The sequence below is a fragment of the Bacillus sp. HU-1818 genome (assembly GCF_022695965.1).
GTDB classification, from domain to species: domain Bacteria; phylum Bacillota; class Bacilli; order Bacillales; family Bacillaceae; genus Bacillus; species Bacillus atrophaeus.
In genome coordinates, this window is sequence record NZ_JAAPBE010000002.1 from 148859 (window position 1) to 175232 (window position 26374).

The 26374-nt window shown below is 45.7% G+C and carries 27 protein-coding genes; 17 read left to right on the plus strand and 10 right to left on the minus strand.

Annotated features, from left to right (window positions below; translation table 11 throughout):
* Positions 1-116 precede the first annotated feature (116 nt).
* Complete coding sequence (locus tag GXP75_RS06040) at positions 117-1088, minus strand: iron-hydroxamate ABC transporter substrate-binding protein (protein ID WP_242556364.1); 972 nt, start codon at positions 1086-1088, stop codon at positions 117-119.
* A gap of 189 nt (positions 1089-1277) precedes the next feature.
* Here GXP75_RS06040 and GXP75_RS06045 point away from each other — a divergent pair, with 189 nt between their 5' ends.
* The 6 genes from GXP75_RS06045 to GXP75_RS06070 all read left to right on the plus strand — a co-directional run bounded on the left by GXP75_RS06045 (position 1278) and on the right by GXP75_RS06070 (position 6608).
* Entirely contained in the window at positions 1278-1679 is a 402-nt protein-coding gene (locus tag GXP75_RS06045; RefSeq protein ID WP_106035113.1) for a hypothetical protein, read from the plus strand.
* 142 nt (positions 1680-1821) lie between these two features.
* Positions 1822-2511, plus strand: a complete 690-nt coding sequence (locus GXP75_RS06050) for a response regulator transcription factor (protein WP_106044494.1) — start codon at positions 1822-1824, stop codon at positions 2509-2511.
* The gene (locus GXP75_RS06055; protein WP_242556365.1) at positions 2508-3485 is read left to right on the plus strand and encodes a sensor histidine kinase; all 978 of its coding nucleotides are present in this window, start codon (positions 2508-2510) and stop codon (positions 3483-3485) included. Before GXP75_RS06050 ends, GXP75_RS06055 begins: the two co-directional genes overlap by 4 nt.
* A gap of 127 nt (positions 3486-3612) precedes the next feature.
* Positions 3613-4386 (plus strand): ABC transporter ATP-binding protein, encoded by a 774-nt coding sequence (locus GXP75_RS06060; protein ID WP_003326221.1) that lies wholly within the window; start codon positions 3613-3615, stop codon positions 4384-4386.
* Positions 4361-6244: an FtsX-like permease family protein gene (locus GXP75_RS06065; protein WP_242556366.1), complete on the plus strand. Its 1884-nt coding sequence runs from the start codon at positions 4361-4363 to the stop codon at positions 6242-6244. Before GXP75_RS06060 ends, GXP75_RS06065 begins: the two co-directional genes overlap by 26 nt.
* A 13-nt stretch (positions 6245-6257) precedes the next feature.
* Positions 6258-6608: a YxeA family protein gene (locus tag GXP75_RS06070; protein WP_242556367.1), complete on the plus strand. Its 351-nt coding sequence runs from the start codon at positions 6258-6260 to the stop codon at positions 6606-6608.
* A 47-nt stretch (positions 6609-6655) separates the two neighbouring features.
* Here the strand turns inward: GXP75_RS06070 and GXP75_RS06075 are convergent, their stop codons facing one another.
* Together GXP75_RS06075 and cotNE are read right to left on the minus strand one after the other, a co-directional pair.
* Positions 6656-7009, minus strand: a complete 354-nt coding sequence (locus GXP75_RS06075) for a hypothetical protein (RefSeq protein ID WP_242556368.1) — start codon at positions 7007-7009, stop codon at positions 6656-6658.
* 321 nt (positions 7010-7330) lie between these two features.
* Positions 7331-7696 (minus strand): inner spore coat protein CotNE, encoded by a 366-nt coding sequence (gene cotNE / locus GXP75_RS06080; protein WP_214915690.1) that lies wholly within the window; start codon positions 7694-7696, stop codon positions 7331-7333.
* Between the two features lie 128 nt (positions 7697-7824).
* On the opposite strand from cotNE, the gene GXP75_RS06085 reads away from it, so the two are divergent.
* From GXP75_RS06085 to yidA, 3 genes are all read left to right on the plus strand, one after another.
* A complete protein-coding gene (locus tag GXP75_RS06085; RefSeq protein WP_214915692.1) occupies positions 7825-8253 on the plus strand; it encodes a DUF3255 family protein in 429 nt (142 codons plus the stop codon).
* Positions 8250-8780: a hypothetical protein gene (locus GXP75_RS06090; RefSeq protein ID WP_214915694.1), complete on the plus strand. Its 531-nt coding sequence runs from the start codon at positions 8250-8252 to the stop codon at positions 8778-8780. Before GXP75_RS06085 ends, GXP75_RS06090 begins: the two co-directional genes overlap by 4 nt.
* A 69-nt stretch (positions 8781-8849) precedes the next feature.
* On the plus strand, positions 8850-9662 hold the full coding sequence (gene yidA, locus GXP75_RS06095) for a sugar-phosphatase (protein ID WP_214915702.1): 813 nt from the start codon (positions 8850-8852) through the stop codon (positions 9660-9662).
* A gap of 108 nt (positions 9663-9770) precedes the next feature.
* Here yidA and GXP75_RS21385 read toward each other — a convergent pair whose 3' ends face one another.
* The gene (locus tag GXP75_RS21385) at positions 9771-9896 is read right to left on the minus strand and encodes a hypothetical protein (RefSeq protein WP_277990686.1); all 126 of its coding nucleotides are present in this window, start codon (positions 9894-9896) and stop codon (positions 9771-9773) included.
* A gap of 259 nt (positions 9897-10155) precedes the next feature.
* Here GXP75_RS21385 and GXP75_RS06100 point away from each other — a divergent pair, with 259 nt between their 5' ends.
* The 8 genes from GXP75_RS06100 to GXP75_RS06135 all read left to right on the plus strand — a co-directional run bounded on the left by GXP75_RS06100 (position 10156) and on the right by GXP75_RS06135 (position 18806).
* Positions 10156-11142, plus strand: a complete 987-nt coding sequence (locus GXP75_RS06100; RefSeq protein ID WP_214915704.1) for a choloylglycine hydrolase family protein — start codon at positions 10156-10158, stop codon at positions 11140-11142.
* Between the two features lie 118 nt (positions 11143-11260).
* Entirely contained in the window at positions 11261-12169 is a 909-nt protein-coding gene (locus GXP75_RS06105; protein ID WP_214915706.1) for an ROK family protein, read from the plus strand.
* 12 nt (positions 12170-12181) lie between these two features.
* The gene (eutH, locus tag GXP75_RS06110) at positions 12182-13303 is read left to right on the plus strand and encodes an ethanolamine utilization protein EutH (RefSeq protein ID WP_242556369.1); all 1122 of its coding nucleotides are present in this window, start codon (positions 12182-12184) and stop codon (positions 13301-13303) included.
* 181 nt (positions 13304-13484) lie between these two features.
* Positions 13485-14330 (plus strand): DUF1206 domain-containing protein, encoded by an 846-nt coding sequence (locus tag GXP75_RS06115; protein ID WP_214915710.1) that lies wholly within the window; start codon positions 13485-13487, stop codon positions 14328-14330.
* 142 nt (positions 14331-14472) lie between these two features.
* Positions 14473-15411, plus strand: coding sequence for a DNA-binding transcriptional repressor DeoR (locus tag GXP75_RS06120; RefSeq protein WP_061668958.1), 939 nt, complete (start codon positions 14473-14475; stop codon positions 15409-15411).
* Between the two features lie 102 nt (positions 15412-15513).
* Positions 15514-16191, plus strand: a complete 678-nt coding sequence (gene deoC / locus GXP75_RS06125) for a deoxyribose-phosphate aldolase (protein WP_214915712.1) — start codon at positions 15514-15516, stop codon at positions 16189-16191.
* 103 nt (positions 16192-16294) lie between these two features.
* A complete protein-coding gene (locus tag GXP75_RS06130) occupies positions 16295-17476 on the plus strand; it encodes a NupC/NupG family nucleoside CNT transporter (protein ID WP_010790428.1) in 1182 nt (393 codons plus the stop codon).
* A 28-nt stretch (positions 17477-17504) separates the two neighbouring features.
* Positions 17505-18806 carry a pyrimidine-nucleoside phosphorylase gene (locus GXP75_RS06135; protein ID WP_150224065.1) on the plus strand — a complete coding sequence of 434 codons (1302 nt, stop codon included), beginning with the start codon at positions 17505-17507 and terminating at the stop codon, positions 18804-18806.
* 47 nt (positions 18807-18853) lie between these two features.
* Here the strand turns inward: GXP75_RS06135 and GXP75_RS06140 are convergent, their stop codons facing one another.
* The 6 genes from GXP75_RS06140 to hutP all read right to left on the minus strand — a co-directional run bounded on the left by GXP75_RS06140 (position 18854) and on the right by hutP (position 26340).
* Positions 18854-20242: an amino acid permease gene (locus GXP75_RS06140; RefSeq protein ID WP_277990714.1), complete on the minus strand. Its 1389-nt coding sequence runs from the start codon at positions 20240-20242 to the stop codon at positions 18854-18856.
* Positions 20243-20343: 101 nt separating this feature from the next.
* A complete protein-coding gene (gene hutG / locus GXP75_RS06145) occupies positions 20344-21318 on the minus strand; it encodes a formimidoylglutamase (protein WP_242556371.1) in 975 nt (324 codons plus the stop codon).
* Entirely contained in the window at positions 21311-22576 is a 1266-nt protein-coding gene (gene hutI, locus GXP75_RS06150; protein WP_003326243.1) for an imidazolonepropionase, read from the minus strand. The genes hutG and hutI overlap by 8 nt, the downstream gene beginning before the upstream one ends.
* A 12-nt stretch (positions 22577-22588) precedes the next feature.
* A complete protein-coding gene (gene hutU, locus GXP75_RS06155; RefSeq protein WP_242556372.1) occupies positions 22589-24247 on the minus strand; it encodes a urocanate hydratase in 1659 nt (552 codons plus the stop codon).
* Between the two features lie 13 nt (positions 24248-24260).
* Positions 24261-25781 (minus strand): histidine ammonia-lyase, encoded by a 1521-nt coding sequence (hutH, locus tag GXP75_RS06160; RefSeq protein WP_214915721.1) that lies wholly within the window; start codon positions 25779-25781, stop codon positions 24261-24263.
* Between the two features lie 112 nt (positions 25782-25893).
* Positions 25894-26340 carry a histidine utilization transcription antiterminator HutP gene (gene hutP / locus GXP75_RS06165; RefSeq protein ID WP_242556373.1) on the minus strand — a complete coding sequence of 149 codons (447 nt, stop codon included), beginning with the start codon at positions 26338-26340 and terminating at the stop codon, positions 25894-25896.
* Positions 26341-26374: the final 34 nt, after the last annotated feature.

Here is a 26374-nt window from a genome sequence, read left to right on the forward strand (position 1 = left end):
AAAAAAACGAACAGCGTCGCTATACATCGCACTCACTATGAATTGGTGAGTGTTTTCTTTTTACGAAAAAAACACCTTCTCAGCAATATCATCTGAGAAGGTGCGTGCCCTCTTTTTTACTTCTGATTTTCCTTCTCGCGCTTCACAAGCATATCAGCAATTAAATCAACCTGTTTGCTGACCGAAATCGGATCGTACGGGTAGTACGTATCAAAATCATTAATAAACACTCGATTCTTTTTCACGGCATCGAGGTTTTTCCAAATGGACGATTCTTTTAGCTTGTCGAGTGTTTTGCTTTCGCCTTTCGGATTGTAGTCCGTGATAAACATATAATCAGCGGCGTATTCAGGGATGACTTCTTGAGAGAGCTGTTTCATTTCTCCCGTTTTCATGATATCTTGTTCAATCTTTTTAGGGGCTTTTAAGCCAAGCGCATTGTATATCGCTTGTCCGCCTCGCCCGGCGTTGTCGTTGAAGGCCCAGAATTCGCCTTTATCTGTGTTTTCGTAAAGGCCGAACGTGGCATCTTTGTCAATCACGCCTGCGATCTTCTTCTTGGCAGCCGCCGCCTTTTTGTTGAAATCGGCCATAAATGACTTGGCTTCATTCTTTGCTCCGGCAATATCACCGAACAGCTCGACTGTATCTTCTACATTTTTGGCGGTGTTATAAGGAACGACCACAGTTGGAGCGATTTTCTTTAATTTATCAACATTCTTATCATTCATAACGACAATCAAGTCCGGCTGAAGCTCCATCACCTTTTCAACACTGATCGGATCACCGATATCTTTTACATCTTTCATCTGAGTTTTCAAAAATGGATTATCAAATGACCAAGACCCGGACCCGACGACATTTGCGCCGACTGAGAAAAATTCGCCAGCATAAAAATCAGTGACGATACGCTTCGGATGTACGGGGATTTTGACGTTCTCTTTTGTTGATTTATATGTTCTCATTTCTGTCTTTTCTTTGCCGGAAGCTGAACCGCCCGTGCTTTCTTTTGAAGCTGAGCCGCTACAAGCGCTGACAAACAAAAGCAGAAGAACCAGCATGCCTATAACTAATGTGTTCTTTCTCATAAAGAACCTCCCTATTATGTATTCCGATTGAGTAATAATGATAATCATTATCAACTATTAATATAGCAAGAAACCCCTTCTCCGTCTATCACTATTTTTAAGGCGGCGGGAACTTTTCCAGTTACGCAAGAAATGAAGATGACGTGCTTTGTTCTTTCCATTATTATAGGAAGAAAGGAGGAGTAAAATATGGGGATAACCAAACGAGGAGCAACGTGGGAATGGCTGAATAGCTGGTGGATGCTGTTTATTTTTATGCCTTTTGCCATTACCAGTTTTTTCGCCTTTTTATTTATTGGCATTAAGGTGAGAAATAGAAACTGGATTATGTATGGAATCATTTATTTTTTACTATTTGCGTTTGGCTTTGTGCTTCCCGATACCCCGGGGCTTATCATTGTGCTCCCTTTGTGGGCGGTGACAATTATTCACGGGTTCAAAGCGCGCCCGCTGTACTTAATTCAGCTCGACGTGTATAAAGATCATGTGGAGGCGCGGGAATTTGCGGCGGCAAGAAGTGAAGCCGAGAGCAAATTTAATGCACCAAAACAGCCTATTGAAGATATACATATTCGACATGACCATCATTAACAATAAGAAGCGGGTCCTTACTTGTGAAGGCCCGCTTACTTTGTGTTGCTTCAACAGTCCTTGAACCATTATGATGGGATCATTAATAGAAGTACTTCGGCGTCTCTGACAAGGCCGTCTATACAGGTTGGGAGTGTGTCATATGAAGAAAGTGATGATTGTAGAAGACAGTGAAGACATTCGGTCGCTATTGCAGAATTATCTGGAGAAATACGGATATCAAACGGTGGTGACATCTGATTTCACATCTGTCTTGGACCTGTTTTTGCGGGAAAAACCGGACGTGGTGCTGCTTGATATCAATTTGCCATCGTATGACGGATATTACTGGTGCCGCCAGATCCGCCAGCATTCGACCAGTCCGATTATTTTTATATCGGCCAGAAGCGGAGAGATGGATCAGGTGATGGCGATTGAAAATGGCGGAGATGATTATATAGAAAAACCGTTTTCCTATGATATTGTTTTGGCGAAAATCAAAAGCCAGATTCGCAGGGCTTACGGAGAGTACGCGGCAAAACAAGGGGAAAAAGTGTTGGAATACGAGGGCGTACAGCTCTTTGTAGAACGGTTTGAATTGCGTTATCAAGACCAAAAATGCGAGCTGTCAAAAAAGGAAAGCAAGCTGCTTGAGGTGCTGTTGGAAAGAGGAGAAAAGGTAACGGGAAGAGACCGGTTAATGGAAAAAACATGGGACACTGACATTTTTGTTGATGACAATACACTAAATGTGTACATTACCCGGCTGCGTAAAAAACTGCGCGATCTCCATGTGCCGATTTCTATAGAATCCGTGCGCGGCGAAGGGTATCAGCTGAGGGCTGGATCATGAAGTTGTTTTTACATGCACACGCGGTGTTAATCCTGCTTTTTCTCGTTCAAGGCTTCTTTGTGTTTTTTTACTATTGGTTTGCGGGTCTTCATTCTTTTTCTCATCTTTTTTATATATTAGGCGTGCAGCTGCTGATTTTGGCAGGGTATTTGGTGTATCGCTGGTACCAAGACCGGGGCGTCTATCAATGGATCGGCACTCATCAAAAGGATACAGACGTTCCTTATCTCGGTTCATCGGTGTTTTGTGCAGAGCTTTATGAAAAGCAGATGGAGATGAGCCATTTGCAGCATCAGAAGCTTCATGAAACAGAAGCCAAGCTGGAAGCACGGGTGACGTATATGAACCAATGGGTGCATCAAGTGAAAACGCCGCTTTCTGTCATTAATTTAATCATTCAGGAAGAGGACGAGCCTATTTTTGAGCAAATTAAAAAAGAGGTCCGGCAGATTGAGTATGGGCTGGAAACGCTGCTCTACTCGTCTAGGCTTGATCTGTTCGAAAGGGATTTCAAAATAGAGGCGGTCTCGTTATCCGACATTCTCCAATCCGTCATTCAAAACTATAAAAGGTATTTTATTCAGCATCGTGTTTATCCTAAAACCCATATACAGGCGGATGACATGATTTATACGGATGCCAAATGGCTGAGGTTCGCAATCGGCCAGGTGATTACAAACGCGGTGAAATATTCGTCGGGAGTGAGTGACCGGCTGGAGCTGAAGATCTTCCGGCGTGAAGACAAAACGGTATTGGAGATTAGAGATCATGGTGTCGGGATTCCTTCTCAGGATCTAAAGCGGGTGTTTGATCCCTACTATACCGGCGAAAACGGACGGCGCTTCCAAGAATCAACGGGCATAGGGCTTTACCTTGTCAAAGAGATTACAGGGAAACTGAATCATGAAGTGGAGATCAGCTCTGCTCCCGGAAAGGGAACGGCGGTTCAATTTATATTCCTTACAAAAGTGTAAGGTTACATTAAGAAAACGACATAGCACATTTTCATCCCCCTTGATAAGATTTGTTTACGAAACAGCTTAGCAGGGGGATTTTTTATGATGCCGCTGCACACTAAGAATAAACATAAGGAGGATTCTCATGGCGAATATGCTCGAGGTCAAACATATAAATAAAACCTATAAAGGACAAGTGTCCCATCAAGCTTTAAAACAAATATCGTTTTCAGTTGAAGAAGGGGGTTTCACGGCGGTTATGGGGCCATCAGGTTCCGGGAAAACAACACTCTTAAACATCATTTCAACGATTGACCGTCCGGATTCCGGTGATATCCTGATTCAGGGCGAGAACCCGCATCTTCTGAAACGGACAAAGCTTGCCCATTTCCGCCGCAGGCAATTGGGATTTGTATTCCAAGATTTCAACCTTCTTGATACGTTAACGATAGGCGAAAATATTATGCTGCCGTTAACGCTTGAAAAAGAAGCGCCGTCCGTCATGGAAAAGAAATTGCAGGAAATTGCTGAAAAACTGGGAATTGAAACGCTTTTGAATAAGCGCTCTTTTGAAGTATCGGGAGGACAGCGCCAGCGGGCAGCCATTGCGAGAGCGGTCATTCATAAACCGTCCCTGATTCTGGCTGATGAGCCGACAGGGAACCTTGATTCCAAAGCTTCAAAGGATGTTATGGAGACGATGCAAAGCCTGAATCAAAACGACAATATCACAGCCTTACTGGTCACCCATGACCCTGTAGCGGCAAGCTATTGCCAGCGCGTGATTTTTATTAAAGACGGAGCACTATTTAACGAAATTTACCGCGGCGAAAACCGCCAAGTATTTTATGAACAAATCCTAGATGTGCTGTCTATGCTGGGAGGAAACGCAAATGACCTTTCTTCAGTTCGCTTATAAAAATGTCACACGGAACAAAAGGGCTTATCTGGCGTTCTTTTTGAGCAGTGCCTTTTCCGTATTGATATTCTTTACCTTTGCCATGTTTCTTTTCCATCCGGCTCTAAAAGAAGGATATCTGAATAACATTGCCAAAAAGGGCTTAACCGCAGCCGAATGGATGATTTTTGTTTTTTCTATCTTATTTGTTCTGTATTCCATAAACGCCTTTTTGAAATCAAGAAATAAAGAATTCGGCATCCTGTTGATTCAGGGTATCACGCCGGGGCAGCTCAGAGTGCTGGTTACAGCGGAAAACATGATCATCGGCGCCCTGTCGGTCATTGCCGGAATTATCGGCGGTCTGATCTTCTCAAAAACGTTTTTTACAATCGGTGCTTATATTTTAGAAATGGAAGCTTTGCCGTTATATATGCCTTGGAAAGCACTGGGCATTACGGTTGGTGTATTTCTGCCCTTGTTTTTCCTTTTATCGCAAATCACGATCTTTTTCATCAGATCAAAAACGATTATTAAACTGATTAAGGGTACCGAAAAGATCAAACCTGAGCCAAAGCCGTCTATCATCTTGTCGATTTTTGGCATCGCGTGTCTTGGTGCCGGATACGGCATGGTGGTAAAAGGTAATGTTCACGGTCTCGAGCCTGTAATTATTTTGCTGCTAACCATCATTGGCACTTATTTTTTCTTCAGCCAGAGCAGCATTTGGATTTTACGCGCTTTGAAAAAGTGGAAAACCTTTTATTTGCGCGGGAAAAATGTCATTTGGATTTCTGATCTTGTATACCGGTTAAAAGATAATGCCCGCCTGTTTTTTATGGTGAGTATCATCTCAGCTGTTGCGTTTACAGCCACAGGGGTTTTGGTGAAGTACAAATCCACTGTCGGCTCAATGGATTCAGCTTATGAAATGGAGTATTTATCTTTTGGCGGCAATAAGAAAGAACAAACCCATCTGCAAGAGATTGAACATAATCTGGAAAAGGGCCATTTTCAATATGCAAGAGAAGATATAAAATCCTCTTACATTCGTTATAAGCAAGGGGATAGCTTTCCTCCAGTCATCATGATGGATGAAACGAAGTTAGCAAAACACTTCAACATCAGTTTGGACAAACTGAAAGACGGCGAGGGTATTTATTTCCCGAACACTTACGAGGCGAATTCGAAAAACGAAGTGCCGCATCAATTGAACCTGCTCAATCAGAAGCAGAAGCTTTCGAATCAAAAGCTGACGGTAAAAGAGGTGAAAGACCCTCTTATCTCAATTAACAGCATCATTGCAGTAAACGAAAAAACCTACAATGATCTGGAAAAACTAGGGGAGAGCACAAAGTTATTCGGTTACAAATTTGACGGCTGGAAAGACAGTCTGGGTATCAGCCAATCAATGAAAAACAGGTTTTACGGAGATTATTCGGATGTTAACTTTGATTTTGCAACAAAGGCCGAGACGTATTATGTCACAGTGCAGCTGCCAAGCTTGAGTTTATTTATCGGACTGTTCATCGCTATTGTCTTCTTTACTGCGGCTGGAAGCTTTTTGTACTTCCGCTTGTTTACTGACTTAGAGGAAGACCAGCAGCGTTATCGTTCATTGGCGAAAATCGGTCTGAGTGAAAAAGAGATGTCACAGAGCGTAACGATTCAATTAGCGATCTTATTCTTTTTCCCGTTTGCTGTCGCTGTTCTCCATACGCTGTTTGCCATGAAAACGTTGGAGGTAGATGGCTTCTCTGATGTGATGAAGCCGCTGTTTATGACGATCGGAGGATTCTTGGCTTTTCAAATTTTATTCTTCCTGATGGTTCGGACAAGCTACCTGAAAAAAATAAAAGGATTTTTAACGATAAAGTAAAGGTGATCATAAAATGAAAAAAGTACTGACGATCGTTGTGGCCTTGGGGGCTGTTGCGGCAATCTGCGGCTTTCTCTTCGTCCATAATGAGTTTACAGACAGATACAATCCACTCATTTCAAAACAAGATATGTATGTACAGATTAACCGAGATGGCAAACATCTTAGCCAAGGCGGTACTGAATATACGTTAGATGGATACAACAAGTCCGGCAAAAAAGATGAAGTCACCTTCTTTGCCGGAGGAGATCTTCGTAAGAACGCCTATTTAAAAGTAGATACAAAAGGAAAATATGTAAAGACTTGGGAAGAAGTTCAGCTTGATGACATGCCAAAAGAAGTAAAGTCAAAATTTGAAAAGTAAATAGGAAAAAGCGGCATAGTGATATCTATGCCGCTTTTTTGTATGTGCTACTGTTGGAAAGACTGCTGCTGAAATGGCGTGTTTTGCCCGAATGGAAGTGATGATACATTTGTATGCATCACAGATTTTTGTCCGTTCAGCTCCTGCTGCATTTGGTTGCACATGTTGACGATCTGCTGGCATTTTTGAATGGCCAAGTCATGGCCTTGCAGCGCTTGCTGAATGGTGTGGGCAGCTTGTTGTTCATGTGTTAGGATTTGCTGCAGCATTTGAATGTTTTGCTGCTCCTGATGAAGCATTTGACGATATTGATTGCTGCTTTGCTGTGTTTGCTGGATGAGCTGCTGTGCCGTTTGGCGGCACTGGTTAAGCTGTTGTAAACCATGTTGTGTATTATGCATAAGAAAAAAATCCTCCAATTGATCAATTGACATTTATCTTGTAATTGTCAATATTATGATGTGACTTGATCGGAAAGAAATTCGCTTAAAGAGTAAATTCAATTATTTCCCTTTTGTTGATCTGTCCCCTTCTTCTTTTGAAGGAATTAGTAAAAGATTGTATACTTGTAAACATCCTTTTTATACAACATGAGCGGCAGAAATGTATGTAACCGATCCGTCAGCATACGTATCGGCGATTGGTCCTTTTCATCAAAAACGATTTTGGAATACGACGCTCACAACGGGTTTGGAGAATCGTATTCCTCTTTTACATCATATTTAGAACCCGCCTTCACCCGGAGTGAATGGGATATTCAGTCTGTTTTCGACTGCGCGCAGACGCTGATTGAGTCTGTTTAAGCGGCGTGTATGGCGTTCAATGCCTTGGCTCAATTGGCTGATCTGCTCGTTCATCCGCGCAATTTCCCGATTTTGGCGACGGTCCTCATTTGTCAGGCGGGTTAATTCTCTTGTCTGCTGTTGGTTCTGCCTTTCCAGCGCAGCCACTCTTCTTTCCAGCGCTGACGGCTGTCTGTCGCTTTGAAATGGCTCATAAAGGTCTTGCTGTTCGTGAGGATTGTATTCATATTGGCCGTAGTAATTTTCCTGGGGGAACTGCGGGCCGTAATATTGATAAGGGTTCATGTAATCATTCTCCTTGGGAATTAAAATGTGGGTGATTTCCTTATACCTTATGTAGTCATTGGCATAGTGCCACGGCATTCGCCCAAAAACTGGGGTGTAATAAAGTTTTTTTAGAGGATGGTGATAAATTGAGGAATCAAAATAAGCATGGCAAAGGACTTGCCATCCTGCTGTTGATTGTTGCATGTGTGTTGGTGTCAGGCTGCCAGCAGAAGAAAGAGGACGAGACGCCTTTTTATTATGGAACTTGGGATGAGGGGCTGGAGCCGGGACCTATGGACGGTGTGAAAGCAGCCACTGTCACATTTACGAAAGACCAAGTGCTTGAAAAAGAAGTCATTGAAGGAAGAGGAGAGGTGCAATTGCCCTTCATGGCATACAAGGTGATCTCCCAAAGCACAGACGGTTCTATCGAGATCCAATACCTCGGTGCTTATTATCCTCTCAAAAGCACTTTGAAAAGGGGAGAAAACGACACGTTAATTTGGATTCAAAATGGAGAAACAAAAACGATGAAAAGAGTCAAATCGCCTGACGGCAAGGAGGGACAAAAATGAGAAATAAAGCAGCTGACCGACTGGTTTTAACAGGCGTTATTCTACATATTATTCAGTGGTTTTCTGTATTATGGGCATTTTTAAAAATTGAAAATTCATTCGGGCACTTTACAATCTATAATCCGAATGTCATCAACGGTTCGATGCAGTCTTTTTCGTTTATGCAGATGATGCGCTCATTGGTTTATTCGGGTGCAATGGTTAATTACGTGCTGTTTTTTATGTTTGCATTCCTAATCTTTTATTTATCGCTTAATGCTGTATTTATCGTTTTAGAGATCGCGGCTTATGTGATGATCAGGCGGAATCCATATTCATCATGGGCTTACTTTATAACGGCGATGGGCGTTAAGCTTGCGTGTATGAATATAACGGGAATCCCTTTCTTGGCTGGCGGTTTTATGCTGATGAAACAGAAAAAAGCAGACAGCAGCGAAACGGAGACAGGCAGAAAGAGGAGAAACCGCATACCTGTCAGAAAACAAGTCAGGCAAATGAAGAAAAGACGGAGAAAGTCATTTGTTTAAGTTGAATATCAAAAAGAAAAAGAGATATGATGAGACTATGGTCTGAAAAAGACACAAAGGAGATGCAAGATGTACAAATTAATCGCAATTGATATGGATGGAACATTACTGAATGATCATCATGAAGTGTCAGCGGAAGTCTGTGACGCATTACAGGCTGCAAAAGCCGAAGGGGTAAAAATTGTACTTTGCACCGGCCGGCCTATCGGAGGCGTACGCAGATACCTGGATGAATTGAATTTAATTGAAGAAGGCGACTACGTGATTGCCTATAACGGAGCGCTTGTGCAAAATACGCATACAAATGAAGTCGTAAATGAGCTGTCTCTGGGATATGATGATCTCAAATCCTTATATGAGCTTAGCTTAGAGCTGAATACACCGATGCATTTCTTTGACTCATCTCGCTTGTATACACCTAACCGTGATATCAGCGAATATACGGTATATGAGTCATATGTGACACAGGTGCCGCTTCATTATCGCAAGATCGAGGAAATATCAGAAGATATCGTCATCCCGAAAGTGATGTATATTGATAAGCCTGAGAATCTAAGTCATGTGATTTCATCTATACCGGAAGATGTGAAAGAAAAATATACAATGGTCAAAAGCGCGCCGTTCTTCTATGAAATTCTTCACCCTGAAGCCAGCAAAGGAAATGCCGTTCGGCAGCTGGCGAAACTGCTGGGCATTGAGCAGCAAGAGGTCATGAGTATAGGGGACAACGGCAATGATTTAACGATGATTGAATGGGCCGGCTGCGGCGTTGCCATGGCAAACGCGATTCCGGAAGTGAGAGAGGCTGCGGACTTTCAAACTCGTTCCAATAATGAACATGGCGTGGCGTATGCGATACATGAACTCGTTCTCAAAAAATAATGAAATGAAAAATCCAGCCGCGTGAAGGGCTGGATTTTTTTCGTTATCTTGGTTTCATTGTCCCTGTTCGATCAGTAATGACCTGCAAGCCTCTTTGGGGAATGGAGACTAATATTTCTTTCTCAGCTGCTCCGTCAATTTGAACGGAAGGACCAAGTGATTGATCACATAAATGCCATTAAATGGAGCCGCTTCGCTTTTTGCCAAAATGAATAAAACACTCGTTTTTCTCATAAATGAGTCTCCTTGTCCTTTCATTTTTGGAAAACAATTCAGAGCAGTACATTCGCCATTGAAGCTTGAATCTTCTTCTGTCTCTTCAAGTCAGCACATAAATATAGAATCAGCAGCATTGATATTTTTGCAGAATGTGCCAATGTCTGACTGAATCTTTTGACTAAAATGCCCGACATTCGTTATGCTGGTAAAATAATTAGTTTACCAAGTGTAGTATTGCAAGCCGAAAACATTACGCAAAAAGGGGATGGATCATATGTGTACAAGTCTTACATTGAAAACTGCTGACGGGAACCACTTATTAGCCAGAACGATGGATTTTGCCTTTCAGCTTGGCACAGACGTGATGCTTTATCCGCGTCAATACAGCTGGAAAAGTGAAGCTGATGGCAAGCAGCATAAGACGCAATACGCGTTTATCGGTATGGGGAGAAATCTTGGGAATATCTTATTTGCAGACGGTGTGAATGAAAAGGGTTTATCATGTGCGACGCTTTATTTTCCGGGTTATGCGGAATACGGGGAAATGACTCAGGAAGGTTCCTCACATATTGCACCGCATGAGTTCGTTACATGGGTGTTATCAAGCTGTGCGTCTTTGGAAGAGGTAAAAGAAAAGATAGCCACATTGACAATCGTTAAAAAGAAATTAGATTTATTGGGTATCGTTTTACCGCTTCACTGGATTTTATCAGACCGTACGGGACGCAGCCTGACAATCGAACCGACAGCAGATGGAATACAAGTCCATGACAATAAGCCGGGTGTGATGACCAACAGCCCTGACTTTCCATGGCATGTGACCAACCTGCGCCATTATATCGGAGTCAGACCGAAACAATTAGAAAGCAAAGTGATGGGCGGAATGACGTTGTCCGCGTTTGGCCAAGGGTCAGGAACTTCAGGGCTGCCTGGTGATTACACACCGCCTTCCCGTTTTGTCAGAGCCGTTTTTCTGAAAGAGCATTTGGAGCCGGCAGCCAGTGAAACGGAGGGGGTATCATCTGCTTTTCACATCTTGGCGAATATGAATATTCCAAAAGGCGCGGTTATTACCGATGATGGCGAAATAGATTACACACAATATACTTCTGTGATGTGTAATGACACAGGGAATTATTACTTTCATCACTATGACAATCGCCAAATCCATAAAGTATGTTTATATCATGAGGACCTCGACCGTGCTGAACCAAAAGTGTTTTCAGCTAAAGCGGAGGAGAGTATTCAAGAGCTTAATTAAAAAGCTGACTCCCGTATGTATGCGGGGTCAGCTTTTTTTAAGGAGCAAATTTGCAGGCTATTTTCTGTAGCTGTCGAATGTTTAACATACAAAAATACGACTTTAGGAGCATCCGGTTATGTACCTAGTATTCGATATTGGCGGAACATTTATCAAACACGCGGTGATGGATTCAGCCGGAACCATTATCTCAAAAGCAAAGCGCCCGACACCGAAAAAAAGCCTGAATGATCTTTTAACATGCTTATTTTCGGTCATTGAACCGCTGAAAAAACAAATCAAAGGGATTGCGGTAAGCTGTCCCGGCATGGTCGATACAAAGAAAGGCATGATTTATTATGGCGGTTTAGTGCCATGTCTGCACGAGGTAAATTTGGCGGAAACGCTAGAAAGCAAATTCGGCATCTCCGCGGCAGTTGAGAATGACGGAAAATGTGCGGCGCTGGCGGAGCTCTGGCTCGGAAGTGTAAAGCACGCGGGCAATGCTGTTGTGTTGGTCCTCGGCAGCGGTGTCGGCGGCGGCATCATCATCGGGGGAGAATTATATAGGGGTAGCCATCTGCTGGCGGGGGAAGTGAGCTATATCATGAACCAGTTCCATTCCCATCATCAGAAAGCGGTTTTTCTCGGACAGACGTGCTCTGCTGTCTCCATGATTCAGCGGATCGCGGCAAAGAAAGGCATTGCCAAAGAGGATTCTGACGGTGAGCAGGTGTTTGCCGATATCCTTGCCGGAGATCAAGAGGCTCTTGCGATATTTGAGACGTACTGTCTGGAGCTTGCAGCGCAAATATACAACCTGCAATATATCATTGATCCGTCGGTTGTGGCTATCGGCGGCGGCATCAGCGCCCAGCCTGCTCTTATTGAGAAACTGAACTGGGCGTTACAAGAAATCGCAGCCCAAAACCCCATGCACACGATCATTCCGAAAATCGTGCCATGCCGCTTTCAAAACGATGCGAACTTGTATGGTGCGCTGTACCATTTCTTCACCTTGCATGATAAAACGAACCAGTCGTATTAAAAAGGAGAAACCATGACTGTTAATGATGTGGTGATATTCATTCTGGCTGTATTTCTTTTTCTCGGAGCCGCCGATCATTGTTTGGACAACAAATGGGGACTTGGAAAACCGTTTGCAGAAGGGTTTATGGCAATGGGGCCGCTTGCGCTGTCCATGGTCGGGATCGTGTCGCTGGCGCCCGTGCTTGCCGCTGTGCTGATTCCTGTTGTGTCTCCAGTCTATTTAGCCATTGGGGCAGACCCGGCATCCTTCGCCAACACGATTTTGGCCATTGATATGGGAGGCTATGCGCTGGCAGAAGAAATGGCGAAAGATCCGGACGCAGGCGTGTTTTCATGGGTATTTCTAGGGACGATGATGGGGCCGGCGATTGTATTCACGATCCCGGTTGCCCTCGGTATCATAGAAAAAGAGGACCATCCGTACTTTGCGAAAGGAATTTTGATTGGGATAAGTACAGTACCGATTGGGTGCTTCATCGGCGGATTAGCGGCCGGTTTTGATATCGGTTTGATTCTAAAAAATTTGATCATCCCGATTGCTTTTTCTGCTGTCATTGCTTTCGGGTTATGGCGGTTTCCTGAATACGTGATCCGGATATTTCATGTATTCGGCAAGGCCGTTGGCATCGCGGCGATCATCGGACTTGCTGCAATCTCGATTGAGACATTGACGGGTATTGTATTGATTCCCCATATGACAAAAATCGAGACCGGCATACATACTGTAGGCACCATCGCCATTGTTCTGTCAGGGGCTTTCCCGATGGTTGCCTTTATAACGAAAACGTTCGACAAGCCGCTTGGGAAAATGGGGAGTCTTTTGAAACTGGATCAGGCGGCAACTGCGGGTCTGGTCGCTTCTCTGGCCCATCATATTCCGATGCTGATGCTAGTAAAAAAGATGAGTCCGAGAGGAAAAGTCATCAATGTGGCTTTCGCCGTGAGCGGCGCATTTGTACTGGGCAGCCATCTTGGTTTTGTGGCGGCGATGAAGAAAGAAATGGCAATTGCAATGATCATTGGAAAATTAGCCGGAGGTATATCGGCGGTCGCAGCCGCAGCCTGGGCGACCCCGTCATATCCAGCTCAAAAGAATGAAAATAGAAGCGGTGCCTCTCTCGGTCAAAGGTGAGACTGTCAGCCATTCCGGGACAGTCTTTTTGTTTTTAACAAGTGAAAGCGCACAAAAACCAGAGAAATCAGACACGTCTGGATTAAGACGCTGCGGGCCAGTGCGAAAAACGGTTTCAACTCCGGTCAATCGGGAATGAATAAGTAACTTAGTAAGCAAGTTTCCGAGAAAAGAGGGTTGGATGATCATGAATGCGAAAGAAAAAACAAAGCAGGGCGCTTCGAAAGTGAAGGATGAGTCAAAGCCTTGGGTAATGCGTTTTGGAAGGATTGGCTATTTTTCATTCGGAGGTGTATTTATCTTGCTCGGCATTCTGGCCTTTATGGCTGCCATCGGTGCCGGCGGTGACACGGAGGATTCCGCCGGAGCGCTTCAATCTTTGGCGCGTATGCCGTTTGGATCGGTCTTGCTTTGGCTGATCGGTATTGGATTGATTGGGTTTGTCATCTGGATGCTGCTGAGCGCATTTAAAGATTCGGAAGGCCACGGTAAAGGGAAACGCGGTCTTTCCCGGCGAACCGGAAATATCATCAGCGCCGTCATATACGGGTCCATTGCCTGGAATGCCCTGCGATTTGCGTTTGACCGAGGTGACGGCAGCAGTTCAGAACAAACATGGTCTGCCTATCTATTAGCCCAGCCGTTTGGTCAATGGCTTGTCGGCCTGGCAGGTGCGGGGTTTATCATTTATGGCATTGTCCAGTTTGTGAATGGCGTCCGTGCCGGTTTTATGCGTGATTTCCAAACCTCAAAAATGAATGAACAAGAAAAACGGATTGCCAGAAATACAGGGCGTGCCGGCAATATGGCGCGCGGTATCATTTTTAGCGCGATAGGCTTCTTCCTTATCAAAACAGCCATCACTTCTGACCCCGACGATACAAAAGGATTCGACGGGGCACTTGCTGAGCTGGCGTCGCAGCCGCATGGCAGAGTGATCCTCGGACTTCTTGCCGGCGGGCTTATTTTATACGGAATTTACGGAATGATGAAAGGGAGATATCAATATATGGACTTCAATCAATAAGAACAAAACCTCTCCGCTTCGGCTGAGGTTTTTTTTATATGGATGATTTGCTATGATGACTGCAGACATTAAACTTCTACAAAAAAGATCAGCTGGAATACTGACATGCGTAACTATACAATAGGAGTAGAGGAGGTGCGGAATGGACCGGGATAAACAACAATTAAGCATAGAAGCGGCCCGGCTCTACTATCAGTCGGATTATAGCCAGCAGCAAATCGCCGAGCAGCTTAACATTTCAAGGCCTACTGTCTCCCGATTGCTGCAATATGCGAAAGAAAAAGGATACGTCCAAATTCGTGTATTGGACCCGTTTGAGGACCTGGACGCGCTCGGCACGATGCTGGAGGAGAAGTATGGATTGCTGGAAGCGCATGTTGTGTTTTCTCCTACGGCTGACTACAGGACCATTACACATTACCTGAGCCATTACGGTGCAGAATATATGCATGACGTGATTAAAGACGGCGACATCGTCGGCGTCAGCTGGGGAACCACCATGTATCAGATCGCGCAAAACATGCAGCCTAAGCATGTGAAAGGTGTTGAGGTCGTTCAGCTGAAAGGCGGAATCAGCCATTCCCGTGTGAATACATACTCATCTGAAACGATTCAGCTCTTTGCCGAGGCTTTGCAGACGATGCCGAGATATTTGCCGCTGCCGGTTGTGTTTGATAACGCCGAGGTCAAAAAAATGGTGGAAAAAGACCGCCATATTGAACGGATTATTGAAATGGGCAAGCAGGCGAACGTCGCCCTGTTTACAGTGGGAACCGTTCGGGATGAGGCCTTGTTATTCAGGCTCGGCTATTTTAATGAAGAGGAAAAAGCGCTTCTCAAAAAGCTTGGCGTCGGAGATATTTGTTCTCGTTTCTTTGACGCGAACGGGGACATTTGCAGCAGCGCCATAAATGACAGGACAATCGGTGTACAATTGGCTGACTTGAGGCTCAAGGAACGATCCATTCTTGTAGCGGGCGGAAATAGAAAAATCGCCGCGATTCACGGGGCTTTGACAGGCAAATATGCCAATGTGCTGATCATCGACCAACACACAGCAAAGGCGCTGGCAGACCAATAATGCGTCCGTTTTGTGAAATATGAACAAAATTTCATTTACCAATTTACATATGTTCAAAAGTCAGTTATGCTAAAAATATCTTAAACAAAGGAAGTGCGATAAATGACTGCAAATCTAATTGATCATACAGCTTTGAAACCGCATACACAAAAAGCGGATATTGTGAAATTGATAGAAGAAGCAAAGAAATATCAATTCGCCTCCGTCTGCGTGAACCCGACGTGGGTGCAGTTAGCTGCAAAAGAACTCGCAGGAACCGGCGTTGATGTTTGTACGGTTATCGGATTTCCGCTTGGCGCCAATACAACAGAAACAAAAGCGTTTGAAACAAAGGATGCCATTTCAAAAGGAGCCACAGAAGTGGACATGGTGATTAACATCGCCGCATTAAAAGATGGGGAAAACGACTTTGTTGAAGCAGATATCCGCGGTGTCGTCGAAGCGGCTGCCGGAAAAGCTCTCGTAAAAGTTATCATTGAAACATGCCTTCTTACTGATGAAGAAAAAGAGCGCGCGTGCCGTTTAGCGGTAAAAGCAGGAGCGGATTTCGTGAAGACGTCAACAGGCTTCTCCACAGGCGGTGCAACTGCAGAGGATATCGCTTTGATGCGTAAAACAGTCGGCCCTGATATCGGCGTAAAAGCCTCAGGAGGAATCAGAACAAAAGCCGACGTTGACCAAATGACCGCAGCCGGAGCAAGCCGAATCGGTGCGAGTGCAGGTGTGTCCATTGTGAGCGGAGAGAACGGAAATAACGGAAATAACGGAGACAACTATTAATTCAAGCTGCGATGAGCGGAAAGCGGCAAGCTTTCCGCCATATCCTTTAGCTTCATTCTGAGCATTCATTTTTGTAAGCGAATACAAATAAAGGAGAAAACATATGAAGTACTTAATTGGGATCGTCGGCTTAATTGTGATTTTGGGGATTGCCTGGCTTGCAAGCAGCGGGAAAAAAAGAGTGAAATATCGTCCGATTATCGTCATGATTATTCTTCAATTTATATTAGGCTACATTCTCCTGAATACGGGTGTCGGAAACTTTCTCGTAGGAGGCTTTGCAAAAGGGTTTGGTTACCTGTTGTTATATGCTGCTGAAGGGGTTAACTTCGTATTCGGCGGTCTCGTGAATGTGAAGGAATACTCGTTCTTCATGAGTGTTCTCCTCCCGATCGTGTTTATTTCGGCTTTGATCGGAATTCTTCAGCACTGGAGAATCCTTCCGTTTATCGTAAAATATATCGGGCTCGCTCTGAGCAAGGTTAACGGAATGGGGAAGCTTGAATCCTATAATGCTGTCGCTTCAGCGATTTTGGGTCAATCGGAAGTTTTTATTTCCTTGAAAAAACAACTGGGCCTGCTGCCAAAGCAACGTCTTTACACACTGTGTGCATCAGCAATGTCGACCGTGTCGATGTCGATTGTCGGCTCTTACATGACCCTGCTTAAACCGGAATATGTGGTGACGGCGCTTGTATTGAATTTATTTGGCGGATTTATCATTGCGTCAATCATTAATCCTTATGAAGTAACGGATGAAGAGGATATGCTTGAGGTACAGGAAGAAGAAAAACAATCCTTCTTCGAAGTGCTCGGCGAGTACATTATGGATGGATTCAAGGTAGCGGTTGTCGTAGCGGCGATGCTCATCGGATTTGTAGCCATTATTGCGTTGATCAACGGCATTTTCAGCGCTGTGCTCGGTATTTCTTTCCAAGAATTGCTCGGATATGTGTTTGCGCCGTTCGCTTTCCTCGTCGGTATCCCATGGAATGAAGCCGTTAATGCCGGAAGCATTATGGCGACCAAAATGGTATCGAATGAGTTTGTTGCCATGCAGGCTCTTGCGCAGGATGGCTTAAACTTCAGCGGCCGTACACAGGCGATTGTGTCCGTGTTCCTTGTGTCATTCGCGAACTTCTCATCCATCGGAATTATCGCCGGAGCTGTAAAGGGTCTCCATGAAAAACAAGGAAATGTCGTGGCGCGCTTCGGCCTGAAATTATTATTTGGCGCTACACTCGTCAGCTTCTTAACAGCAACCGTTGTCGGACTGATTTACTGAACTTAATAGAAAAGGACTGGTGATTACAATGAGAATGGTAGATATCATCATAAAAAAACAAAACGGAAAAGAACTCACTTCGGAAGAAATTCAATTCTTCGTCAATGGTTACACGGACGGAAGCATTCCTGATTATCAGGCAAGCGCGCTCGCCATGGCGATCTTCTTCCAAGACATGACAGACCGGGAACGCGCCGATTTAACAATGGCGATGGTTAACTCTGGCGAAACGATTGATCTCTCAGCCATTGAAGGCATTAAAGTCGACAAGCACTCTACAGGAGGCGTCGGCGACACGACAACACTTGTGCTTGCACCGCTTGTCGCGGCGCTCGATGTGCCAGTCGCAAAAATGTCTGGCCGCGGTCTTGGACATACCGGAGGAACAATTGACAAACTGGAAGCCATTGAAGGGTTTCACGTGGAACTTTCGAAACAAGACTTTATCAATCTTGTGAATCGCGACAAGGTTGCCGTCATCGGCCAAAGCGGCAATTTAACACCTGCTGATAAAAAACTATATGCCCTTCGAGATGTGACTGGAACAGTTAATTCCATTCCTTTAATTGCCAGCTCAATCATGAGTAAAAAAATCGCTGCCGGAGCTGATGCCATCGTTCTTGATGTCAAAACTGGCGCAGGCGCATTCATGAAAACGGATGAAGATGCGGTGAACCTCGCAAAAGCGATGGTGCGGATCGGTAACAATGTCGGCCGCCAAACCATGGCTGTTATCTCTGATATGTCTCAGCCGCTCGGACTTGCGATCGGAAACGCGCTCGAAGTCAAAGAGGCAATCGACACGCTTAAAGGCGAAGGACCGGAGGATTTGAACGAGCTTGTCTTAACACTCGGAAGCCAAATGGTCGTCTTGGCGAAAAAAGCCGCTACGTTGGATGAAGCAAGAGAAAAACTGATAGAAGTCATGAAAAATGGCAAAGCCCTTGAAAAATTCAAAGACTTTCTCAAAAACCAAGGCGGTGACAGCTCAGTTGTTGATGATCCGTCAAAACTGCCGCAGGCTGCTTACAAAATTGACGTTCCTGCGAAAGAAGCGGGCGTTGTCTCCGAAATTGTCGCAGATGAGATTGGTGTCGCAGCGATGCTGTTAGGTGCAGGACGCGCCACAAAAGAAGACGAAATCGACCTGGCCGTCGGTATTATGCTCCGCAAAAAAGTTGGCGACAAGGTTGAAAAAGGCGAAGCGCTGGTAACACTCTATGCCAACCGCGAGAACGTCGATCAAGTGACGGAGAAAATCTATGAAAACATACGGATTTCGGAAAAAGGAGAGGCACCGAAGCTGATCCATACGTTGATTACAGAATAAGAGTGACAAACAGCACATCCCGGTTAGAAAGGGATGTGCTGTTTTTATTAAAGAATTTCATCAACCGGATATTCTTCTTGTCCGGCTTTTTTTGTTTGATTGAGAGTTCTTTTTCTGAAAAAGTGGATGAGATAGCATAGGAGAATACACGGGATTCCGCAAAAGAGTGCGATTCTCTGGTTGGGATCAAAAGCGAGACCTATACAAGAAGCAAAACATAAAATAAGAGCGGCGATGGGAACGAGAGGATAAAGCGGTGTGCGAAAGATTAAATCGTTTACATTCCCCCCTTTTTTAAGGAAGTTTTTCCGGAATAATATTTGCGACATCGCGATGCTCATCCATACAACGACACCTGCAAATCCGGCAATCGCTACCAGCACCACATATACCGTTCCGGGCGCCACAATACTTGAAATCAGAGATAAACAGGATACGGCCATGCTGATCATTAGGGCATTAAGAGGAATGCCTTTCTTTGTGATTTTTTTAAAACGGGAGCTGATCATGTTTTCATTAGCTAAAGACCACAGCATACGGGTTGAGGCGTACAGGCCTGAATTTGCCACGGACAGTAAGGCTGTTAGAATAACAAAGTTCATAATATCTGCGGCGTAAGGTATGCCGATTTCCGAAAATACTGCCACAAACGGGCTTTCAATCACTCCGGCTTCTTTCCATGAAATCAGCCCGGATAAGACGAAGATGGCGCCTATGAAAAAAATAACTGTTCTCCAAGCAACATTTCGAATCGATCGCGGTATGTCTTTTTCTGGGTTTGCGGTTTCTCCTGCCGTGATCCCGATCAATTCTGTTCCTGAAAAGGCAAAGCTCACGGATATCATGGCGATAAATACAGCGAGAAAGCCATTCGGAAACAATCCCCCATGACCTGTGAAATTTGAAAACATAGGAGCTTCAGCCGTCCCGTTTAATGAGATCAAGCCAAACATGGCGGCTCCTCCTAAAATGATAAATAAAAGGATGGTGACGATTTTTACACTGGAAAACCAAAATTCTGTTTCAGCGAATAATTTGACTGAAAACGCATTGGCTGCGAAAAGAATAGCCGCAAAAATCGTACTCCACATCCAAACGCTGCTATCAGGAAACCAGCGCTGCATGAGGATACCGGAAGCGGTAAACTCTGAACCTACCGTGACCACCCAATTCACCCAGTACATGATGCCGACCATAAAGCCTGTAGAAGGCCCGATGAATGTTGTGGCGTACTTTTGAAAGGAACCGGTCACCGGCATGGCAACCGATAATTCACCGAGACACTGCATGACAAGGTACATCATCAAGCCGCCGATTAAGTAAGCGAGGATCGTACCGCCGGGACCGGCTTGGCTTAACGTATACCCCGTACTGAGAAAAAGCCCTGTCCCAATGACACCTCCCAATGAAATCATAAATAAGTGCCTGCTTTTCATTGTGCGTTTCAACTGCTGGCCGCTGCTTTTATGAAGATCCACTATTCGGATTCCTCCTTTTGAATGAAATTTGTCTTACAGAAGAATGCTCCGGCAGCCATTTATATCTGCCGGAGATCAAGTTGACGGGCGAGCTTAATTCCTTTTAATGCGTGCAGCATCACGTGCGCTGCGGCTCTGCTGGTCATGTCTCGAAAATCGAGGGTAGGATCGACCTCAACAATTTCAATCCCGGCGACACGCGGATCTTGTGCTATATACCTGACAGCTTGAAGTAATTCGTCGGTATATAAGCCCCCGGGACCGATTGCCGGACAGCCTGGTGCATGGGATTGGTCCAAGACATCCATATCAACCGATATAAAAATTGAGTCTGTTCTTCTTTTAACGGTGTCCAAGACGTCTTTAATGGTTGGGACAAGCCCTTTTTCACGAATCATTCCCATCGTATGTATGTCCACGTTATGTTTCTTGGCGTATTCTTCATACGACAAGCTGTTGCTGAATTCTCTGATGCCCAGCTGAATCAGGTTTTGGCCTTCAATGATGTCTTCATCCAACAGCCGGCGGAAGGGAGTGCCGTTTGTCGGCCCTCCATCTTCTGTATTACGAACGTCATGGTGGGCATCAAATTGAAAAACGGCTGTTGTCCCTTTCAATTGTGCGATTGCTTTTATGGTGGAATAGCTGATGGAATTATCTCCCCCAAGTATAAGCGGCACCCAATCAGGGTGATCAGTAAGCAGTTCACTCATGGTGTGATAGATTTGCTCGTGTGATTTTACAATATCAGTCACATGAATATCGATATCCCCCAGGTCATAAAGAAGGTCTGATATGACATGTTCTCCAAGCTCCGCAGAATAGGCGGATGTACTGCCTAGAGCCTGGCGGATTGTGCCGGGGGCAAAAGAAGCTCCGGAATGGCTGATGGATGATTTAGAAAGAGGGACGCCTATCAGCGCCGGTCCCTTAATGACCTGGCCGTCCCATTTTTTCGTCAGGTCACTCATTTTGGTTACATCTCGATCTTTGAACGGTGAGCCGGCCTCTTTGAGAAAAGGATATTTATCCAAGAACCGCTCCCTCCCTGCTGATAACCAATTTGCCGTCTTTTATGACTTGATGCACGTGATTTACTCCATAGTGATACGGGATGTACATGTAATTCGGCGCTTCCCAGATGACGAGATCGGCTGTGCGTCCGGGTTTGAGCTGTCCCGCTTCTTCTCCTTTTCCAATGGCATATGCGGCATTAACTGTTACCGCATGCCATATTTCTTCAGCGGTCATTTTCAGATGAAGCGCGGCAATCGACATGATCAGCTGGATATTCTCAGTCGGTGAGCTGCCCGGGTTAAAGTCCGTTGCCAAGCTGACACGTACACCCGCATCAATCATGTCTCTTGCCCTGGCATATGTGTGTTTGCCAAGGTAAAACGTTGTGCCCGGCAAGAGGACGGCGATGGTTCCTGATTCAGCCATTTGCTGTATGCCTTCATCTGAGGCGCCCACCAAATGATCGGCTGAGACAGCTCTAAGCTCAGCTGCCAATTCAGCGCCGCCCAGCGGATCAATTTCATCAGCGTGGATTTTTAATCCAAATCCTTCTTCAGCCGCTTTTTTTAAATAACGGCGGGACTGGCTGACTGTAAAAACGCCCGTTTCTGTAAAAATATCAGCAAATGCAGCGAGCTCTTTCTCTTTTATTTCCGGCAAGAGCTCCAGCATCCGATCCAAAAATTCATCAGGGCTGTCCTTATCTTCAGGAGGAATGGCATGAGCACCCATGAACGTGGAAACAAGGTCAATGGGCTGGCTCTCATGCAGTTTTTTTGCCACGCGCAATTGTTTGAACTCTGTTTCTTTCTCCAAGCCGTAGCCGCTTTTCACTTCAGCCGTCGTTGTGCCGTAGGACAGCATTCTTTTCAGGTGAAAATGCCCTTTTTGCAGCAGCTCTTCCTCCGAAGCCTCCCGGGTGTGTTTGACAGTGGACAAAATACCGCCGCCCTGCGCCAGAATGTCCAAATAAGACATGCCCTGAATCTTAAGATTCAACTCTTTTTCGCGAGACCCTCCAAACACAAGGTGGGTATGCGGATCGACAAGCCCCGGTGTAACAAGCCTTCCCCCGCAGTCAATGATGTCGGCTGCCGCGTATTCAGCTTCAGCCCCTTTTTTTCCGGCAAATACAATTTTCTGATTGTCGATGCCGACGACAGCGTCTTCTATCACATGAAGATCCTGCATGCTCTTACCCGTGCGGGGACCGCTGCTTTCCATCGTTAAAAGCTGTCCAATGTTGATGAGAATCGTATCAATTTGTTTTGCCATGTCATCACTCCTTTATTTTTGCATCGGCACGATAATGTCCTGTTTTTTCGCTACTTCCACGGCACGCTCATATCCAGCGTCCGCATGGCGGATAATGCCCATTCCAGGATCACTTGTTAAGACCCGGGCGAGCCGTTCGTCGGCGAGCTCACTTCCATCGGCTACCGCCACCATACCGGCGTGAAGAGAATAGCCCATTCCAACGCCGCCGCCATGATGGAAGGAAACCCAGCTTGCACCTGCAGCCGTGTTTACAAGCGCATTGAGAACAGCCCAATCGCCGACAGCGTCACTCCCGTCTTTCATCGCTTCTGTTTCTCGGTTTGGAGAGGCAACAGACCCGCAGTCCAAATGGTCTCTTCCGATGACGACAGGCGCTTTTAGTTCCCCATTTCGAACCAATTCGTTAATGGCAAGGCCCATCTTTTTCCGTTCTCCGTATCCAAGCCAGCAAATACGCGACGGTAAGCCTTGGAATGCGACTTTTTCCTGCGCCATATTGATCCAGCGGTGCAGGGCTTCATTTTGCGGGAACAGTTCTTTCAATAACGCATCAGTACGGTAAATGTCTTCCGGGTCGCCGGAAAGTGCCGCCCAGCGGAACGGTCCTTTCCCCTCACAAAATAAGGGGCGGATGTATGCCGGAACAAACCCCGGAAAATCAAAAGCCTGATCCAGTCCTTCATCTTTTGCCACTTGCCGGATATTGTTGCCGTAATCAAACACAATGGAGCCCTTTTGTTGAAATGCCAGCATGGCTTCTACATGTTTTTTCATACTTTGCTTAGAGAGGCGCACGTAAAGGTCTGGATTTTCTTGCCGCAAGTGATCGGCGTCATCAAGCGAATAACCTTCAGGGACATAACCGATTAACGGATCATGGGCAGATGTCTGATCGGTGACGATATCAATGGTGACACCGCGGTTCAGAAGGGTATGGTGAACCTCTGCCGCGTTTCCGAGAAGGGCGATGGATAGAGGCTTACCTGCTTGCTTTGCCTCTTCTGCCCACGCCAGGGCTTCTTCAATGGAGGCTGTTTTTCGATCACAATATTTAGTTTCGATTCGCTTGTCGATGCGTTTTTCATCAACCTCGACAGCGATCACAACTCCGTCATTCATCGTGACAGACAGCGGCTGGGCGCCTCCCATCCCGCCAAGTCCGGCTGTCAGCGTCAACGTCCCTTTCAAGCTTCCTCCGAAATGCTGTCTCGCAAGCTCTGCAAAAGTTTCATAGGTTCCTTGCAAAATGCCTTGTGAGCCAATGTAAATCCAGCTTCCTGCCGTCATCTGTCCGTACATCATTAAGCCCTTTTTCTCAAGCTCATGAAAATGCTCCCAATTCGCCCATTTCGGGACAAGAACTGAATTAGCCAAAAGCACGCGCGGGGCCTGCGGATGGGTACGGAACATGCCGACGGGCTTTCCGGATTGAACGAGCAGTGTTTCGTCATTTTTTAACGTTTTCAAAGACCGTTCTATCGCGTGAAAAGCGTCCCAATCCCGCGCGGCTTTGCCGATCCCGCCATAAACAATGAGGTCTTCTGGTTTCTCAGCGACATCCGGATCGAGATTGTTTCGAAGCATGCGCAGCACCGCTTCTTGTTCCCATCCTAAACATTCAAGCTCTGTTCCCCGGTTGGACCGGATTGTTTTTTTTACATCAGTCATAAGTTTGTCCCCCTTAGTTTGTCATCAGTTCTTGATTCTGTTGATCCGGCAAAAAAGATTCCTTCTTCAGCCAATCATTCAAATGCTCAATGTCATAAGCAAAGACACGGTCTTGCTGAATGGATGGCACGACTTTTCTCATTTCGTGAAAAAGCTGTTTTGTGTAAGAGGCGGCGTTTTCTATGCCTCTGTATTCGACAGCCTGCATTGCGCAAATCGCTTCAATCGCAATCACTCTTCTCGTATTGGCAATGACTTGATAAGCATGCCTTGAAGCGATGGTTCCCATGCTGACGTGGTCTTCTTGATTGGCGGACGACGGAATAGAATCCACACTCGCGGGATGGGCCAGTGTTTTATTTTCAGAAACAAGCGAGGCCGCGGCATACTGCATGATCATCGCGCCGGATTGCAAGCCCGGCTGAGGACTTAAGAATGGCGGCAGGTCATTCAGCTGCGGATTCACAAGCCGTTCTATTCTGCGCTCCGCGATATTAGCGAGCTCTGCTGTTGCAATCTTTAGAAAATCCATTGCAAAGGCGATCGGCTGTCCGTGAAAGTTTCCGCCTGAAATGATTTTGTCACCGTCATTGAAAATGAGCGGGTTATCTGTGGCCGCGTTCATCTCAATCTCTAATTTTTCTTTGACATAGCCTAACGTCTGCCATGTCGCACCGTGCACCTGCGGAATACAGCGCAGTGAATATGCGTCCTGCACCCGCAATTCGCCTTGAGATGTCGTCAGTTTGCTGTCTGACAGGTAAAAGCGGATTCGTTCTGCCACATCAATCTGTTCCTGATAGCCGCGGGCTAAGTGAATATCTTCATCAAACGCATCCATAATTCCGCGAAGGCCTTCGATCGTTAAACTGGCAATCCGCTCTGATTGAAAGGCTAGTTTTTCAGCTTCAATGTAAGAGACGACACCCATAGCGGTCATGGCCTGTGTGCCGTTAATCAAGGCAAGCCCTTCTTTTGACGTCAGCGTGAGCGGCTGAATACCAGCTTTTTTCAACGCCTGCATCGTCGGCATCTGTTCTCCTTCAAAAAAGACCTCTCCTTGCCCGATCAGCGCAAGCGCCAGATGAGAAAGCGGAGCCAAATCCCCGCTCGCTCCAAGTGATCCCTGCTGGGGAATGACCGGATGGACACGTTTATTTAAAAACGCAAGCAAATGTTCAATCAGCTCAGCACGTACACCGGAAAACCCTTTTAACAGTGCATTGGCGCGTAAAAGCAGCATCGCCCTTGAAACAGACTCTGGAAAAGGATCGCCGACTCCGCAGGCATGAGAAAGGATTAAATTCAGCTGCAGGGCCGCCACGTCTTCTTTTTGAATCAGTACATCACTGAATTTGCCAAAACCAGTGGTAATGCCATAGATTGTCTTTTCTTTCTGAACAATCCGTTCCACCGCTGCTCTGCTTTTTTTCACACGTTCCATGCTTTCTGCGGAAGCCGCTGCCTCTTCAAAATCAAACAGCACACGAGATACGTCTGCCGTTGTCAGTGAGGAACCGTCTAATGTCACCATAAACCCAACTCCTTTGTCTTTACTTTGATAAAGCGCCCATACAAAAAGGGGCTATGCTGTGAAAATCTGATTTCACGCATAGCCCCCTATCGTCTAAGATCTATGGGCTGTTTCATATGTGATTAATTCCTACGCCGAATGTCTCATGCTCAAGTCCCTTAATAGGCGCTCCGATCGTTCCGTAAAGCGAGACGGCAATCCAATCGCCTTCCGCTTCACTTTCATAAGGATTTCCTCTCAGAACGGCGAATCTCAAACCAACCGTCCGAAGCAGCGATCCAAGCAGCATCTCACCCCTTGTCACACCATGTAAGGCCTCCATCGTCGCATGATAAAGCGCATGCGATTCACGATAACCCTCTGACTGAATGACACCGCCTTTTTTGGAAGCGGTTTCAATTGCGGCTACTACCTTATGCGCATCCATTGAGCCTACCTTCCCGAGACAGACTTTCCAGCCATCTAGCTCAAGCTCCCCGACCCGCTTACTTTCTTCAGACTCATTGAGCAGAAGAAGAACAGACAGGCGGCCGATGCGGCGTTCTTTGTGTAATGTCATATATGAATCACTCAATTCTGAAATATTCTGATAA